Here is a 17,226-nt window from a genome sequence, read left to right on the forward strand (position 1 = left end):
GTCGTAGTGAAATGACAACACAAACGTATTTTTATATTGAAAAATACTACAACTCAGTAAGAAGGCATGGCACCCTAGGGTATAAAAGTCCCATGCAGTACGAACAAGTTAATTAAACCCCGTGTCTACTTTATCGGGGTCAGATCACTCGGCTAAAAACTGACAGCTGATGGCTGGTAGCTTTTTCAGACATAAAAAAACCCTAACCAATTGGCTAGGGTTCAAAAGTGGTACCAGTAGGCGGACTATTACTTGCTTCAGTGCCACGTCCCGCGTGGCGCTCAAGTCCGGTGACTACTTTTTCAGACATAAAAAAACCCTAACCATTTGGCTAGGGTTAAAAAGTGGTACCAGTAGGCGGACTTTTACTTGCTTCAGTGCCATGCCTCGCGTGGCGCTCAAGTCCGATGACTACTTTTTCAGGCATAAAAAAACCCTAACCAATTGGCTAGGGTTCAAAAGTGGTACCAGTAGGCGGACTTTTACTTGCTTCAGTGCCATGCCTCGCGTGGCGCTCAAGTCCGCTAACTACTTTTTTCAGGCATAAAAAAACCCTAACCAATTGGCTAGGGTTCAAAAGTGGTACCAGTAGGCGGACTTGAACCGCCACGCCCGAAGGCAACGGATTTTGAATTTGTGTAAGAGCATTGATTAAAACCTAAGTTATTGATATTTTAACACTTAATATTTTGTAACTGTGACAAAATGTTGTCACAATGGCAAAAAATCGTCACAGTTTTTTATATAATTTACTTGAAGCTAAACACTTACGATCACGGGCTTTGTGGCATTTTAGCCGTTGCTGTTAAGCTTAAAAAACACAAACCATCTGCACCTCAAACCGATAACTTTCTCGTTCTTCGTAAACCCTAACACTTAAAACCAGATCACTATGGCCTTCATTTCTCGTCCATAAATCCACTAGAACATCCCAATAACCTCTTTGCCAAACATAGACAGATGAATCCCATGCGTCTTCAGGTAAGCTAATCAACTCTTCACCGTAATCTTCAATGTAAGAATTGATTTGGATTGAGGTAGCCTCAGGTAATTTTGACACTAATGAAATTTTACTAATGGACTGGTAGTCATTTTTAACGAGGCACTCCACAACGGCGTGTAATATTTGTCGCCACTCAACAGGTATTGGTAGCTCTTTTTGTTCGTCCTTAATAACCATTGAGTTTCCTTATATCTATTTCTTATTTTCCCGTTATCGCCAATAGCGAACTTTCAACAATAACTCGTTTATGCCCCAAAACAAGCTAGAAAATTTTGCTTAACGGGGTATCATCGGTTCTGAGCGAATATTGCTTAGTCAGCATAAATTCGACGATATGGTTTAAAAATGGTGAACGAGTTCTCATTGAGTTAGTTCTAAATTTGACTGTACTTATATACAGTGATTCCGTATTTCTCCTATAGTCAAGAAAACGACCCATTGGGTCGATATTAAATTGTTATATTTATAGAGGAAGGTTATGAAACAAGTCCCTAACAAAAGGGTTTTTTCTTCAGCGAACCAATATCAAGATGCGGCTGTAGTATTGTCTAAAACCGATGGTTGTCTCTGGGTTGCCGCTATAAATGCAGCACTATCGATTGAAATCTATTTAAAGTCTTTCTTAGTCATCCAAGACAAAGTTGACGGCTATGAGGGATATAAAAAGGTTAAAAAAGGACATGATCTCCTTAAACTGTATTTAGAAATAGATCTCGATGATAAAGCAGCGTTAAAAGAAAAGCTGCCAAATCTTGACATTGAGTCGAAATTAGAACGCTATAAGAATCTTTTTACTCATGCTCGATACACGTTTGAACCTGTAAATGTTGATTCTGTTGGCACGGATATTATTCATTTGTCCAAGGCTTTTAGAAATGCAATCGAAGTAATAATCAGAGAAAGGTACCCAGAAAGAAACCCGCCACATTTACAAGAAGCTGTAAATTGCGCATTGGGAAAAGTGTAAATATAACAAGGCTATAAAAAGGGACGCTTTGTCAATGCGGAAGTTTTTCAAAGTGTTGTGAATATAAATGATTAAGCAGTTTTGGGCAGTTTGGTAAGCGCCCGTTATTGCGACGTTAAATGGAGTTGATAGCACGGTGAAAAATTTAAATATTGAAGAGTTAGAACATGCGAGAGTTTGTGTTTTACAAAATGCGCAGAGCTTGTATAAAGAAGCCCTATTACTTGAAAGCCATGGTTTTTATGCTCGTGCATACACATTAGCGCATATTTGTAATGAAGAGCTTTCCAAGCTTCCGATGCTCGTTGGCATAGCAATGGATGTAGCCAATGGTGAGTCAATCGACTGGAAAGTTTTTAACAAGAGGATATCTAGTCATATAAAAAAAATAGACTTCATGCATGTAGAAAACTATCTAAATAGTGAAATTCGTTCTGATGATTCAGATCTTCGTGATTTTCAAAACGGGTTGACGAGTACATCGAAATTAAATGCTCATAAAAACAATAGTTTATACGCAGGCGTTGTAGATAATAAGTTTACACAGCCGAATCATTTGTTTGATCAAACTAAAGTTCGAGAGTTGCTAGTTAAGTTAACGGAAAGGCTTGGTTATTATGAATCCGTTGAATCACAAACAGTCGGCAAGATAGCTCAAGCAAAAAGTTCTTTAAATTTAAGAAAAATAGCGAAAAAAACATTTAACAAGCAAAGGTAGCCGACGCTTACAGAGCAGCTGATTTGGGCGTTAGATGCTAGAGCAATTCACCATTGATTATGGAAATATTGAATGTTTAGTCCTGAACAAATAGACGCAAAGAAAGCTTATCTGACAATGCTTCTCACATTGGATGATATCACTGCATCTACAGAAATGATGATAGATGTTCGAAATGATGCTGATAGTTTATTGAGCTACTTTAGGAATTTCAGATTTCTCGTCATCACATTGACAAACCTAACAGATAATCTTAATCAAATAGAACGTTCCCTTAATGCTTTAGGTTTTAAAAGCTCGAATATGTCCCAGTTGAGGAGAAAACTCGATTTCATTAAACATATTAGAAATAAGGGCGTAGGCCATCTAGATGCTAAATTGCTTGAAAAGAGCATTCAATGGCAACCATCTCTCTTTAATTTAGAGATGAAAGGGAACTTGATACCAAGTGCAATTTTCTACAACATCGCTGTTTTGGAACTTGCAATTAACTCTTATGTAAAAGAATCAGGTGAACACAAGGTGTTTTCATCCTTTATTGACTTTGCATATCCTCCAGATTTCAAGGAAATAACTGAACATATACTGGCGGTATCTCAGGATTGTGTAGATTACATGGCTAGAAGATTAGAATTTCTTGAAGCGAATATAAAATATTATGAACCTTCAGAGAGACTTCATACCAGTAGTGTTGCTGCAAATACTGATTTCAATCTAAAAACACCTATTGATTATTCATACAATGAATCTGATTCTTTGGGTAGACTCCAAGATAGCTTAGAAAGATTATGTGATCTAATTGAGTCAGATGAAGAGAGAGAAAAAATAAGGGGGTTCCTTGAGTCTCGTCTTAAAGATAGAAGCATCTAACGGGGCCATCAACCCGACTCCTTCCGCTGAGCTTTTTGGGCTTGACGCAAGTGCCAGTTTAGCCCAAAGCACTATGGTCGGTTGTGGGTTATGGTCGCGCTAGCCATAGAAGTTTGTATGCGAAATTCATCAAATACAGCCGACGACCTAGCTCGTTTTTGTCCAAATATGAGTTTGTCCAACCACCTTTTCCTTGTTAAAAGCAGACCTTTAACGCTTTTACATTACCCTACTTTGAGAAAAAAATGAGTAAGCACTTATGATTGAAACCAGGCGAAGTCGTAAATACATATTAAACAGAACATACTGAATCAATAACAGGGTTTGAAAACTATAAAAGCCCACTAATGTGGGCTTTGGTAGGACTAACTACTAGGACAAAATTTTTAATTCTTTGCTTACGTAAACTAAGCTTTGCTTAACCTAAAAATCTGTATTATCACTGATACCTGCATCATCAAATCCCCAGTCCGTGGCACCATGGTCGTCATCAAACGTTATGATCCCGCCTTCATCCGATAACATAAAGCTATGGTCTGTGTGGTTTACATGGCACTCATCAGTACTCGATATTGACTCTGACAAAGCTAAGTTGTCATTAATATCAATTAACGATACAGGCTCTATAAAGTGCTCTGAAATATCGCTTTCACCTGTAAGCACGCAAGCAGTTGCAGCAGCCATATCTATCTGCGCTGAGAGATTTAAAGGGTTGGTCAGTATGTCATCACATACATCAATTGGGGTTACTTGTGTGTCTATATCTTCTTCTATAAATGGCTCTACAGAACAATGGCCGAATAGTTTTAAACTTAGTAACTCTGTCATAATTGCACCTTAATTTTAGTTTTGGTGCTATTTGACTTTAAGAATTTAAAACTCATTTGCAAACATATTTTTATAGAAACTTTTATCGGCTAAAAAGTTTTCAATGATAAAAAGTGTTGACTGCTTTTATCTATGGCTTTGCTTCTCGTGCAGCGCTAAACACCAGCCTGTTTACGGTTTAATCACAGCTAACGCTGTGCAGGCAAACCATCTTATCTATCTCATAATTCGTTCTCCTTGGCTCTTTGTAGAGCTTGTTCATTAATAAAAGCAAAGATACTCACCCCGCTACAATTCGAGATTGTGTATCTGTTTATTGTCAACGAGATAATCGTACACGCATTATCAAAGATTAATAAAAGTAGATTATGCAGAAAGTGTTCTGGTGTTAATTACAAAGCGAAGCGTCATCTCGCATCAAAGCAACCGCTTTGACTGCAATAAAAGCAGTTGTGAAACAACTCAATAAATCGCGTAGTAAGAATAATTGCGAAGCCAATTTTCGAGCGCAGCAGCGCATGTCCGACTGTGGCGGACTAACCCCGCTTTTGTTTTTGTGGAGCAAAAATTTACTGTGAAATAGCGAAGCAATGAAACAGTAAACCTAAAAGTGAGGACACGAACGACTGCCTGCTTTACAAGCAACATGATTTATCAATGCGCAGACTGGCATGGCAAAAGGGGGGTTAGTGCGGCGCAAGCCGGACATGCGCTAAGCGTCAACCCTAGAAGCGAACGCTTCGTGGAGCTAGCTCGTTGACGAATGTCAACATGAGAGCTGGCGTGGGTTGTAAGCGTTTAATCTCAAAGTGAAACCTTTGCGATTAATGAAGTGAAACTTCATATTTAGTTTATCTATAAGTATTTTCATTAGGTGCACGGAAGCGAATGCTTCTCCTAATGAAAAACCGATAATTCATTGCTATGTTTGCAAAATTCGTATCACTCAAACCTTCATATCTCCAAGTAAACAAATCACGATGGAGATAAAAATGACGATAGATAAAGATACTTCAGGTATTACCAACAGTAATGTATATCTGCCCTACTTTGACATCGATATGCATTACAAAAAATATAAAAACCGACGACAACAAGGCCAGGTAAAACTAGAGTGGACAATAAAACATGCAATGCGGTTTGGATTTGTATCAGCGATTGTATGTGCAGAAGTATGGCAAACAAGTAGAGCAAAAACCTTAGAGTTTTTAAACAAGCTCGTCGATATGGGGTTACTTCAAGCAGCTAAAACAATTCGTGCGGCAGATGGTCGCGTCTATGTATTATCATACGTAGGCGCACAATACGCGCGAGAGTTAACACAAATTGACTTCCCTTTTCGCTCAACATCAGAGCCAATACACCAAGTGAATCAAAATTCTATTATGCATGACAGCATTTTAAGCTTAGTTCTTGCGCTTGGTATTCAAAATAGTAATACAGACGGTACACCTAATCCGCTCTGGAAAGCCTATTTGACTGAGTTGGAGTTTAAACGCCTGTTCCCATCAAATGATATAAAAAACGTTGATGCGTTAGTATTACTGAACAATAACGAAGTCGCAGCAATTGAAATAGAGCACTCATTCAAGCGAAAACAACAGCATGAACAAAGCATTTTAAAATTTAAAAGCGCATTATTTGGAGAGCTGAAGTTATATGACAAAGTGTTTCTTATTGTGGCATCAACAAAAATTCAGCAAGACACCCAACGCTTCTACAAGCAGCTACTCAATGAAATGCCAACACGGTATGACAAAAAAACAAAGCAGCCACTGCTGACGGAGTCAGAAGCCGAGTTACTCAAAGAACAAATAATTATTAGAACTAAGTTTATTAATGTGATTGATGATAAGTTCTATTAGATTTCAATAATGCTTGCAATTGTGGTCACATGGTTTCCTGATTTGTATTAGCTCATACTTGATCTGACAGTTACCCTTTTTTCAATCAGTGACTGTCAGTTTAAATTTGAGCTAAACTCTTTTCTGCCCCAAAATGCGTTAATCTAAATACTGTAAAGCTCTGTTTTGAGAGAAGACTTTGTGAAATCTGCTTCTTTCTTTAATTTCTTTAGCTCTAAGTTAGAAACTGTAGAAGGTGATTGCGACTTTAATATTTTCTTATGCTCTGAATATGCTGTTTTCTGGCAAAGTAAATCAACCTCAAAAACTACTTAAAAAACTAAAAATAATATTTTAAGACTAATAAAAAAGTGTGTCGCAAATTTACTGTTTTAGCGTTATTGTAAGTAGGTACAAAGTATTGTGGGAAATCTAAATGGACAATTGCAGCGTTCTTATCATTGATGATGAAGAAATTAATACCTTACAGCTGGAGCATGCTTTAGAAGGAATTGGAGATATTTCAACATCTAACAACAGCTCTGAAGCAATACTGCTGATTGAAAAAATTAGACCAGACATTTTGATTCTTGATTTAGAAATGCCTAAAGTCAGCGGTTTTGACATTTTAGAAGTGATACAGCAAAAGCCTATTTTGGCACATATTAGAACTGTTGTTATTACGTCTCACAGCGATCCTGCGATTGAAGAAAAAGCCTTATCTTTAGGCGCGATAGACTTTATTTCTAAACCGCTAAACCTCAGACTCTGTCGAATTCGTATTGAAAATCATATAAAAATAAGAACGCAAGAAAAGGTATTACAGCTAACACAAGAAGAACTATTTGCTGAAAAAGAGCAGTTGAGAATTACGATAGATTCGATTGCGGATGCAGTTATTTCTACTGATAAAAACGCAAATATTGTGTACATGAACCCTGTAGCACAAAGACTAACAGGATGGTCACAAACTGCAGCAAAAGGTCGCCATATTGAAGAAGTCATGAAGTTATGCGACGCGACAACTAAAATACCATCCATTAATCCTTTATCTGTTGCTTTAAAAGAAAATAGACCTGTCGCCATGGCTTTAAATACGCAATTGATTAGTAAGCAAGGAATTGAACATCGAGTTGAAGACAGCGCAGCTCCAATTCTTGATAAAAACCATAATCAATGCGGCGCTGTTATGGTATTTCAAGATGTGAGCGAAGCCTTAGCTATGTCGATGCAGATGACATATCTATCTCATCATGACCAATTAACATCATTACCAAATCGAATGTTACTTCACGATAGACTTACGCAGGGTATTGCTAGGGCAGCTTTTAATGACACTAAGTTAAGCTTAATGTTACTTGATCTAGATAAGTTTAAGTTTATTAATGATGCCTTAGGGCACCATATCGGTGATGAGATAATTGCACATATTGGTCACAGCTTGGATCGATTCGCATGTAACGATATTACAGTCGCACGTGTTGGGGGAGATGAATTTGCACTCGTTGTTCCTCACTCGGCTAATTCTTTAAGTTTAGAGCCACTGGTTAATCAGGTTCTTAATGTTATTGGTAAGCCTTTCAGGTCAGGTGGTGAGCAGCATGTTCTTTCAGCAAGTTTAGGCATAAGTGTGTACCCTGATGATGCATCAAGTGTAGAAGAAATGCTTCGCCATGCAGACTCCGCAATGTACAAAGCAAAAAACGAATCTGCTAATAGTTACTTCTATTTTAGTGATGATTTACAGGTTGAAATGAATAGGCGTCTTGAGGTTGGAAATAAACTAAGAAAGGCATTAGATGAAGATGATCTCGACGTTCATTATCAACCTAAATATGATTTGAACACTGACACACTGATTGGTGTAGAAAGCTTAGTTCGTTTAAAAGATGGGCAAGGTGGCTTTATTTCTCCTGTTCACTTTATTGAATATGCAGAAGAAACGGGGCTTATTTTTCGCTTAGGAGAACAAGTTCTTAAAAAGAGCTGTATTGCAGCGAAAACTTGGCTTGATAAAGGTCTTCCTATTAAAGTTGCAGTAAACATATCTGCTAAACAGTTCACAGATACTAAACTTGTTGATACTGTTGCTGAGATTCTTGAAAGAACGCAATTACCTAGCCGTTATTTAGAATTAGAAGTGACAGAATCGGCCTTGATTGAAAATTTTGATTATACTGTAAGTCAATTAAAGCTTATTTCTGGAATGGGGGTGAGTATTGCTCTTGATGACTTTGGTACTGGATACTCAAGCCTTTCATATTTAAGATTATTCCCATTAGATGTGCTGAAAATAGATCAGTCTTTTGTTCGTGATATGCTTGATGATGCTCAAGCATTTAATATTGTTACTACTATAATTGAATTAGCTCATTCACTAGGACTGCAAATTGTGGCTGAAGGGATTGAAACTTTGGAGCAAAAAGGCAGACTGCAAGAGCTTGGTTGTCAAATTGGTCAAGGTTATTTACTAAGTAAGCCTTTGGATATCGACAGGGCTAACAAACTAATACAAAGTAGTACGGTTGAAGGAATATTATGCCCTTAAGTTTAAAACCATTATCACAATGTAAAGTATTCATTGTTGATGATGATGAGATGGTCAGGTTAAGTCTAGGTGTTATTTTAGAGGAGCATTTCTCCGTGGATGCATACTCTTCTGGTCAGGCTGTTTTAGAAGCCTGTGAGGATTTACTTCCAGATTTGATTTTACTAGATATTAATTTACCGGATATAAGTGGTCTGGATATTTGTAGGCGACTTAAGGCTAAAGCTACTTTCGAAAATATCCCAATAATTTTCATAACTTCGACTTTCGATACAGAGTGTCAAAATGCATGCTGGGAAGCCGGAGCTACCGATTTTATTGATAAACCCATCACAGCATCCACGTTGATACATCGTACAAAAAATCACTTAGAGAATAAGCTTCGATTAGAAAAGCTATTACAGCTTACTTATAAAGATTCGTTGACAGGCTTATTTAATCGGCACTATTTAGACCTTGAAGTTGCTAATGTTTTTAAACAAACTTCAAGAGAGAAGAAACCGTTCAGTTTGCTAATGCTTGATCTAGATTTCTTTAAGTTATACAACGATCAATACGGGCACCCGCAAGGAGATGCTTACCTGAAACTAATTGCTGATGTTATTGAGCGTTCTATTCAACGACCTCAAGATATAGCAATACGATATGGTGGCGATGAGTTTCTTATCATACTGCCATACACTGACTTCGAAGGTGTTAAATTCATATGTGACCGTATATCAACTGAGCTTGAGACAATTAATATCCCGCATGTTAAGTCTATTTGGGGCCGCGCGACAGTCAGTATCGGTGGGGTTATCTGTGAGCATCAAAATAAGGTGAGCTTTAATGAGCTAATTAATTGCGCAGATAAGGCGCTTTATGCGGCTAAAAATGATGGGCGAAACTGTTTTAGGCTTAGCTTTTGTGATTGATTTAGGCTTTTCTTACTGCTTTTTGTAGAAACCTCAGGAACATAGCCTATACTTTGGAGATTGTTAACTTACCAAGAAATACAATGGAACATTCCCAAAAGCGTCGAGATTTTCTAAAAACACTCGGTGTTGGTGCTGCGGCATCAACACTTGCGTTTAAAGCCCCTTATGTTTTTGCAAAGAACAAAGTAACCCTTCGTGTAATGGGAACACATGTTACGTTGCAAGAAGAGCTTAGACAAAGAGCAATGCGCGAACTAGGTATAAACATTGAGTTTTCGCCAATGGGAAGTGCCGCCGTTTTGCAAAAAGCAGCAGCAGACCCTAGTTCTTTTGATTTGTATGAGCAATGGTCTGACTCTATTAATATTTTGTGGCAAGCAGATGCCATTCAGCCAATCGAGGTTGATAGACTTGTTTATTGGGATGAAATAAACCCACTTTCCAAGATAGGCAAAATTGTACCGGATGCAAAGTTAGGTTCAGGCGATTCACCAAATAAGCTTCTTTATGCACAGCAGGATGGTTCGTTAGGAAAAACACCATCCAAATTAATTAGCTTCATGCCTTATGTACATAATGTAGATTCATTTGGCTATAACACGAATGTAATTGAAAAAGGTATTCCTTACGAAACAGAGTCTTGGGCATGGTTATTAGATGAAAAGAATAAAGGGAAAGTAGCATTAGTTAATGCACCAACAATAGGCATTTTTGACGCTGCTCTAGCTGCTCAAGCTAAAGGATTAATGAAATTTAATGATTTAGGCAATATGACTATTGCCGAGATTGACCAATTATTTGCCGTTTTATTTGAAAAGAAACGCCAAGGTCATTTTTCAGGCTTTTGGACGTCAGTACCACAATCTGTTGATTTTATGAAAATGAACCGAGTGACCATTCAAAGTATGTTCTCACCAGGTGTCAGTGCGCTAAATGGGCAAGGCATTCCAGTAACTTATGCATCGCCAAAAGAAGGTTACAGAGCATGGCATGGAGTTATGTGTTTATCAAAAAATACCCATGGGCATGTTAAAGATGCTGCGTATGAGTATATGAACTGGTGGTTATCTGGCTACCCAGGTGCATTTATAGCAAGGCAAGGATATTACATTTCTAACCCTAGTCGTAGCCAACCGCTTATGTCTAAACCTGAGTGGAACTATTGGTATGAAGGACAAGAAGCGTCAACTGACTTGAAGGGAACAGATGGAAAAGTATCTATTAAAGCAGGCGAAATAAGGGATGGTGGCAGTTATATTAAACGGTTTTCGAATATTGCGGTTTGGAATACTGTGATGCCAAATTATGATTACAGTTTAGATAAGTGGTATGAACTACTTAACGCATAAGGAAGTAAATTGTTAAGTTTTTTTTCAAAATCTCTTGCTGTCAAAATGTCGCTAGCAATGGTGCTTGTCTTAGTCGCTATGAGCGCGAGTTATTTGATTATGAATCAAAGGCTTAAAACGATTGAGGACTCTTTTAATAACATCGGTAAGATTAGCAACTATGCTGTAGATATTTTAAAAATTAATAAAGATATTGTTGAGATGCAAAGGGATATCTCAGTTTATGGTGCATCAGGTAGTGCACCCGTTTTTAAAAAAATCATGGAAAATTTTGAAAGTATTGAAAAGCGATTAGCTGAAATTAATGTAATAAAAGGCTCGGAAAGTATTCAAATTCATCTTGATGGTATGACGGAGCTTGTAAGTCGTTATGGCGCTAACTTAAAAGTACTGACATTTCGCTTTACACGACGGAATGACTTAATTGAAAAAGAATTACCGCAAATTTATTTGAACGCAATTTCACTTCTTGAAAATTTAAAAGCGAAGGCTACTGATACAAATGAGAAGTTGTTTGTTACAGAGTACCTTAATCTATGGCATATGCTGCATCGTGATGCTTATCAATTTTTAACAAAAAAAGATTATGCCAAAAGAGCTGAAGTTGAAAAAATACTGAACTCGCTATCTAAAAACGTTGCAGATAAATCTAAATTTAAAAATATGATCGATTTGTCTAATAGCTATCGAAATACTTTTTCAAAAAGTGTTCAGGCTAATCGAAACTATTTAAGCTTAGTAAATGTAGTAATGGCTGGAGATGCAATTGAATTTAGTACGCTTGCGAATAGCTTAAGGGAAGATTCGTTAACGCAACTAAAACAAATAAAACGGGATGCTCAAAAGACGGTTTCAATGACAGAAAGCATTTTAAATGTACTTGCTTTGATAGTTGTTATTTACATTGTCTCTCTATCAGCATTCTTTCACTTGCAAATTATACGTGCGATTAAACGCTTAACAAATAGCTTCACACATTTCTTAGACGGAGATTTGGAAGCGCAAATTTATGATTTAAAAAGAAAAGACGAAATTGGTATTTTAGCCAAGGCAGCTAATAAGTTTAGAGAGCTAAGTAAAGACCTATCTGAAGCGAAGCAAAGTGCTGAGCATACAACAAAAGTTAAGTCAGAGTTTTTAGCAAATATGAGCCATGAAATTAGAACACCGATGAATGGTATTTTAGGCATGGCTCGCCAGATGAGCCGCACGACACTCACACAAGAACAAAGCAAAATGCTACACCTCATACAGTCTTCAGGTGCTAGCTTATTAGTGATTATTAACGACATTCTTGATTTGAGTAAAATTGAGGCTTCAAAAATTGAACTTGAGTCTGAACCAGTAGATTTAAGCTATCTTTTAGAGGAGCTAAAACACCTATTTCAGGAGCAAGCAGCTAGTAAGAATATTCAGCTTTATATCTCTACAACTCCGGAAGTTGAAAAACTGACTTTTTTGGCCGATGAAACGCGCTTAAAGCAGGTATTGATAAATTTACTGGGTAACGCTGTTAAGTTCACAGAGAGAGGAAGCGTTTCGTTAACTGTAAACATACAAGAGATTGGGTTTGATGAAGTAAAGCTTACGTTTAATGTATCAGACACAGGGATCGGGATTGCAAGTGAACACTTGAATACACTATTTGAAGCATTTTCTCAGGCAGATACGTCTATTACAAGACGTTTTGGTGGTACAGGGTTGGGCCTCACTATATCAAATAAATTATTAGATTTGATGGAAGCACCTCTACAAGTCGAAAGTGCACTAGGAGAAGGATCTCATTTTTATTTTTCTCTGTTAGCAAAGCGCACACTATCTTCAATGGACTTAGATCATAAAGATGCTTCATTAACTACACCTAAAGAAGATATAGATTTATCGAATATTAATGCGCTTGTTGTTGAAGATAATGACATTAATCAGATAGTGATTGAAGCGATGCTCAATGAATTTAATATTACCTCTATAAATATGGCAAACAATGGTCAGGAAGCTGTTGAACAATGTGAACTAGGTGTATTTGATATTATCTTTATGGATATGCAAATGCCAGTATTAGATGGTCCGCAAGCCACTGTAAAAATTAGAGAGTTTTCTGCTTTCAAACATACACCAATTATTGCTTTAACTGCTAATGTATTAAGTGCAGATAAGCAGCGCTGTTTTGATGCCGGAATGGATGATTATATCGCAAAGCCACTCGAGTATGACGCTTTACGGTCTATCTTGCTAAAGTGGTGTAGAACAAATATTAAGCGGACATAGTATGGATATTTATAATAAAGGTGGTGCAAGTTTAGTTGGTTCGAAGGTATTTTTAACAATAGTTTCCTTTGTGTTTTTTATTTTTGCCTTATTTGCAGTTTATTTTTTTGAAGGACACGTTAAAAGTGATGTTTTAGGGTCAATTGATCAAGAGTTTACTGAGACACAAGAGCGCTTAAAAGAAATAGTAACTAGTTCAATTGCTGAGTCAAAATCAGATCTCCGCTTTTTATACTCAACCCCCCCTATATCGGGATTACCAAGAGCTGAATTTAATGATGGAATTGATCCATACGATGGTACTACATACAACCAGTGGAAAGAGCGTCTAGAAACCATATTTATTGGTTTTATGGAAAATAACCTCGCTGTTGAGCAACTTCGTGTTATTGCTGTTACTGCCGAGGGTAGAGAGTTAATACGCGTGCAAAGAGTAGGCGCATCTGTAGAGGCTGTGCCTGATTACTCATTGCAGGCTAAAAGCGGTGAGCTATACTTTTTACCAAGCTCTCAGCTTGAAACGAATCAAATTTACATGTCGCCACTTACTTTAAATAAAGAATTTGGTGAAGTGGTTTTTCCTTACCAGCCAATGTTACGTTTTTCTATTCCCATCTTTAGTGATAAAGGAAAGCGGTATGCATTTTTAATTATGAATGTAAATGCTAATGCACTCATTGATAATCTTAAACGAACCGTTTTTAACTACTCTGATTTAATTATTAGTAGCTCTGAAGGTGACTTTATTTACCATCCTGTAGAAGACTATCAATTTTCACGAGATTTAAACCCAGACCTAACGTGGGAAAAAGTTTATAGTCAGAAAGTTCAATATCAAGGGCTCTACACGGTAACATCAAAACTTAACCCTAACTTGCAGTTTTATGTACATTCTACAAAAGTGAAAACAAGACCTAGGAATAAATATGGATATATTAACTTTAATCTTTTAGTACCTGAAAAATACGTAGAAATGTTAGTTAATGAGAAACGTGAAATCACTTATGGCTTCCTAGCGGCTATTGGTGTTTTCACTTCCATATTACTTATAATGTTTTATAGAAATGCAACGAGGAGCCAGTTATTAGCGGAAGCTCGCAGAGAAGCATCTGCAATAGTTGATGGGTCAATCGATGCAATCGTTGGGTTAAATCTAGAGGGTGAGTTAACAAGTATAAATAATACAGCGGAGCGTTTGTTATCAATTTCTAAAGTGACAGCATTAGGGAAACCAGCAATAGACATTGAGTTTCTCTCAAAATTACCCACCCAGACCTACATTAATGATATACAAAGCTCAAAATCACAAATTAAAGATGAATTCTCCGAACAATTTGGCGAAACAACGTTTCATTTTGCGATATCTGTTAGTCCCGTATTTTCTGAACAAAGTACTTTAATTGGACTTGCTTTAATTATTAGAGATATAACAAAAGAAAAAGAAGCTGAAATAAAAGTAAAACGATTAAATACAGAGCTAGAAGCGAAAGTTAGAAAGCGTACTCAGGCACTTGCAGAGGCTAAAGATGATGCGATCAAGCATAGCGATATTAAAAGCGCATTTATATCGAACATAAGCCATGAGCTTCGAACTCCATTGAATGGGGTCATTGGCACTTTAAATATTTTAAAACGAGAAGAGTTGTCTGATAAATCACGAAACCTTGTTGAAATGATGGATCTAAGTGCATCAAATTTAAATCTATTAATTAATGACATACTTGATTTATCTAAGATTGAAGCAGGTAAACTGGATCTAAATCTTAAAACAATCAATCTACAACTACTAATTGAAAGACTAGTTGAATCAAGTGCTATTCGAGCCTTTGATAAAGGGTTAAATGTATATTTAGATACCAGTGACTTAAACTGTGAGAATATTAAAACAGATCCGCTCAGACTCAGCCAAATTTTAAATAACTTAATCAGTAACGCGATAAAATTTACTGACAAAGGCTATATAAAAGTCACTGTTAGTTCTGAGCGCATATCGGAAAAGTTACATGATTTAAAAGTGAAGGTCCAAGATACGGGAATAGGGATAGCGCCTAGTACGCAAGGACAATTATTTGATGCGTTTCAGCAGGCAAGTACGGCAATATCAGAAAAGTTTGGGGGGACTGGACTTGGCTTGTCTATTTGTAAACAATTATGCCAATTAATGGATGGAGACATTTCTGTAAGTTCAACGTTAAACCAAGGCAGTGTTTTCACCTTCAATATTAAAGTTCGCTGCAATGCAGAAAGCATTCAGGTTCCTGTAAAATATTACGAGAATAAAGCAATTTTGGTGGCGAGCAGTAATCAGAATATTTGGGAAGTTTTAGAAAAGGCAATCAGTTTACAGGGAGGTATTGTCAGCACATGCTCTATGGCGGAACTTAGCGTCCATAAAAACAAAGCTTTTGACTACGTATTCTTAGACTATGAAGATGATACAACGAATAACATAGGTTCAATCATTGAAGTTTTAAGCGAAAATAACAAAAGTGCTCAATTTATAACGTTTCATCAACCAGGAAATCCACTCCCTAAAGGTATTGCATCAAAAGTATCTCAAATCACTAAACCTATAACCCAAACAGAGCTGGTGCAAGTAGCTGGCTACGAAGTGCCAAAAAGTGAGCCATTATATCTACTTTCTGAAACTAGCGGCTTTGAACTTTCAGATGATGTCATTGAGCAAATAAAAGATTGTACGGTATTGATTGTCGATGATAACGAAATCAACATTGAAGTTGCTAAAGGCGCATTAGATGAGCTGCCTATAAATATTTTAACAGCAAGTAATGGACAAGATGCAATTGAACTTTTAAATCACTTCAACACAAATGAGAAGCAAATAAACTGCATACTGATGGATTGCCAAATGCCAATTTTAGATGGTTATCAAGTATGTGAAAAAATACGCACAGGAAAAGCCGGAGAGTCGTTTATTGATGTTCCTATCATTGCAATGACCGCAAGCGCGATGGCAGGTGAAAAGGAAAAATGCTTAGCTGTGGGGATGAGTGATTATGTGAGTAAGCCAATTGAGGCAGTTAAAGTATTAGAGAAGGTCGTTAAATGGTCTTTATCAAGCTACGAGGGGCAATCTAAAGCAATACCTCTTGTTGCTAATGAACTCGAAGAAAAGCTGTGGGACCGCGAACAAGCCCTTGCACGATTATTAAATAAAGAAGTCTTACTAAACAAAATTTGTGAAGTGTTTGTTGTAAAAGCACCAATTAAAGTGCAGGAACTAATAGAGCAACACAAAAAAGGGAATAGTGAAGAAGTCCGTCAAATAGCGCATGCGTTAAAAGGGATGTGTGGTGAAATAAGCGCTAACAAATTAAGAGAGTTATTCTCTGATATTGAGGTGATAGCTGAGAAAGGTAATTTGGATATCGGCACTCAGCTAGCCTCTGTTGAAGAAATGATGCCTAGGTTAGTAGAGGATGTTATAAAAAGTACAGAGCCTTACAAGTAAGCTCTGCTTAAGTCTTAGAGAGGCGGTGCTAATTAGGGGTCACTTTATATAAATTGCATAGAGCAATCCGCCGACACTAACTCTTTTTTGTCCAAAAATAAGTTAGACATAGCGTCAACAGCTCGACCACAAACTTCATTAAAAAAGCGCCCGTTGGGCGCTGAGTATTACAAGTATTTTTCTCTTAAGCTTAATTCTACATAGCCTAATATTTCTGCAAATATGAATGCGATAATAAGTCGTGCATATCCATCAATACCCGAAAATGAGTAACTTGATGCAGCTTTGTAGATGGAAAAATAGTCCACGACCCAAAATCCAACCGCAATAACCACAGATATATAAATTACATTCACGATAACTCGAACTAAATCTAGAACGAACTTTAAGCGTAATGTCTTCACACAGTTTCTCCTCTTTTATGTACTGTGCAAATACATAA

General features: G+C 37.1%; 13 protein-coding genes. 10 read left to right on the forward strand and 3 right to left on the reverse strand.

The features are described 5' to 3' along the window. Window positions 1–11 precede the first annotated feature (11 nt). Entirely contained in the window at window positions 12–116 is a 105-nt protein-coding gene (locus IRQ78_RS20785) for an IS3 family transposase (protein WP_138602026.1), read from the forward strand. Window positions 117–811: 695 nt separating this feature from the next. On the opposite strand, the gene IRQ78_RS09355 is transcribed toward IRQ78_RS20785, so the two are convergent. Then, window positions 812–1,180, reverse strand: coding sequence for a DUF7668 domain-containing protein (locus IRQ78_RS09355; protein WP_194441866.1), 369 nt, complete (start codon window positions 1,178–1,180; stop codon window positions 812–814). Between the two features lie 301 nt (window positions 1,181–1,481). On the opposite strand from IRQ78_RS09355, the gene IRQ78_RS09360 reads away from it, so the two are divergent. The 3 genes from IRQ78_RS09360 (at window position 1,482) to IRQ78_RS09370 (ending at window position 3,558) form a co-directional block, all read left to right on the forward strand. Next, the gene (locus IRQ78_RS09360) at window positions 1,482–1,970 is read left to right on the forward strand and encodes a hypothetical protein (RefSeq protein WP_194441868.1); all 489 of its coding nucleotides are present in this window, start codon (window positions 1,482–1,484) and stop codon (window positions 1,968–1,970) included. 136 nt (window positions 1,971–2,106) lie between these two features. After that, the gene (locus IRQ78_RS09365; protein WP_194441870.1) at window positions 2,107–2,688 is read left to right on the forward strand and encodes an AbiV family abortive infection protein; all 582 of its coding nucleotides are present in this window, start codon (window positions 2,107–2,109) and stop codon (window positions 2,686–2,688) included. Window positions 2,689–2,760: 72 nt separating this feature from the next. Beyond that, complete coding sequence (locus tag IRQ78_RS09370) at window positions 2,761–3,558, forward strand: hypothetical protein (RefSeq protein ID WP_194441872.1); 798 nt, start codon at window positions 2,761–2,763, stop codon at window positions 3,556–3,558. Window positions 3,559–3,981: 423 nt separating this feature from the next. On the opposite strand, the gene IRQ78_RS09375 is transcribed toward IRQ78_RS09370, so the two are convergent. Further along, window positions 3,982–4,386 (reverse strand): hypothetical protein, encoded by a 405-nt coding sequence (locus tag IRQ78_RS09375; protein ID WP_194441874.1) that lies wholly within the window; start codon window positions 4,384–4,386, stop codon window positions 3,982–3,984. Between the two features lie 992 nt (window positions 4,387–5,378). Between IRQ78_RS09375 and IRQ78_RS09380 the strand changes: the two genes are divergently transcribed. The 6 genes from IRQ78_RS09380 to IRQ78_RS09405 all read left to right on the forward strand — a co-directional run bounded on the left by IRQ78_RS09380 (window position 5,379) and on the right by IRQ78_RS09405 (window position 16,784). Next, window positions 5,379–6,251 (forward strand): hypothetical protein, encoded by an 873-nt coding sequence (locus tag IRQ78_RS09380; protein ID WP_194441876.1) that lies wholly within the window; start codon window positions 5,379–5,381, stop codon window positions 6,249–6,251. A 415-nt stretch (window positions 6,252–6,666) separates the two neighbouring features. Beyond that, on the forward strand, window positions 6,667–8,778 hold the full coding sequence (locus tag IRQ78_RS09385; RefSeq protein ID WP_194441878.1) for a two-component system response regulator: 2,112 nt from the start codon (window positions 6,667–6,669) through the stop codon (window positions 8,776–8,778). After that, complete coding sequence (locus IRQ78_RS09390; protein WP_194441880.1) at window positions 8,769–9,692, forward strand: GGDEF domain-containing response regulator; 924 nt, start codon at window positions 8,769–8,771, stop codon at window positions 9,690–9,692. The genes IRQ78_RS09385 and IRQ78_RS09390 overlap by 10 nt, the downstream gene beginning before the upstream one ends. An 83-nt stretch (window positions 9,693–9,775) precedes the next feature. Further along, a complete protein-coding gene (locus IRQ78_RS09395; RefSeq protein WP_194441882.1) occupies window positions 9,776–11,044 on the forward strand; it encodes an ABC transporter substrate-binding protein in 1,269 nt (422 codons plus the stop codon). A gap of 9 nt (window positions 11,045–11,053) precedes the next feature. Beyond that, window positions 11,054–13,312 (forward strand): hybrid sensor histidine kinase/response regulator, encoded by a 2,259-nt coding sequence (locus IRQ78_RS09400; protein WP_194441883.1) that lies wholly within the window; start codon window positions 11,054–11,056, stop codon window positions 13,310–13,312. Between the two features lies 1 nt (window position 13,313). Beyond that, window positions 13,314–16,784: a PAS domain-containing hybrid sensor histidine kinase/response regulator gene (locus IRQ78_RS09405; protein ID WP_194441885.1), complete on the forward strand. Its 3,471-nt coding sequence runs from the start codon at window positions 13,314–13,316 to the stop codon at window positions 16,782–16,784. A 167-nt stretch (window positions 16,785–16,951) separates the two neighbouring features. Here IRQ78_RS09405 and IRQ78_RS09410 read toward each other — a convergent pair whose 3' ends face one another. Then, window positions 16,952–17,188 (reverse strand): hypothetical protein, encoded by a 237-nt coding sequence (locus tag IRQ78_RS09410; RefSeq protein ID WP_194441888.1) that lies wholly within the window; start codon window positions 17,186–17,188, stop codon window positions 16,952–16,954. Window positions 17,189–17,226 lie beyond the last annotated feature (38 nt).

Origin of the sequence: Pseudoalteromonas simplex, assembly GCF_015278155.1 — a bacterium.
Lineage (GTDB): Bacteria > Pseudomonadota > Gammaproteobacteria > Enterobacterales > Alteromonadaceae > Pseudoalteromonas > Pseudoalteromonas simplex.

Excerpts from the sequence above, each read along its gene's own strand:
- IRQ78_RS09380 (WP_194441876.1), top strand. The coding sequence starts at position 5,379 with ATGACGATAGATAAAGATACTTCAGGTATTACCAACAGTAATGTATAT.
- IRQ78_RS09355 (WP_194441866.1), bottom strand. The coding sequence starts at position 1,180 with ATGGTTATTAAGGACGAACAAAAAGAGCTACCAATACCTGTTGAGTGG.
- IRQ78_RS09405 (WP_194441885.1), top strand. The coding sequence starts at position 13,314 with ATGGATATTTATAATAAAGGTGGTGCAAGTTTAGTTGGTTCGAAGGTA.
- IRQ78_RS09385 (WP_194441878.1), top strand. The coding sequence starts at position 6,667 with ATGGACAATTGCAGCGTTCTTATCATTGATGATGAAGAAATTAATACC.
- IRQ78_RS20785 (WP_138602026.1), top strand. The coding sequence starts at position 12 with ATGACAACACAAACGTATTTTTATATTGAAAAATACTACAACTCAGTA.
- IRQ78_RS09390 (WP_194441880.1), top strand. The coding sequence starts at position 8,769 with ATGCCCTTAAGTTTAAAACCATTATCACAATGTAAAGTATTCATTGTT.
- IRQ78_RS09360 (WP_194441868.1), top strand. The coding sequence starts at position 1,482 with ATGAAACAAGTCCCTAACAAAAGGGTTTTTTCTTCAGCGAACCAATAT.
- IRQ78_RS09375 (WP_194441874.1), bottom strand. The coding sequence starts at position 4,386 with ATGACAGAGTTACTAAGTTTAAAACTATTCGGCCATTGTTCTGTAGAG.
- IRQ78_RS09395 (WP_194441882.1), top strand. The coding sequence starts at position 9,776 with ATGGAACATTCCCAAAAGCGTCGAGATTTTCTAAAAACACTCGGTGTT.
- IRQ78_RS09370 (WP_194441872.1), top strand. The coding sequence starts at position 2,761 with ATGTTTAGTCCTGAACAAATAGACGCAAAGAAAGCTTATCTGACAATG.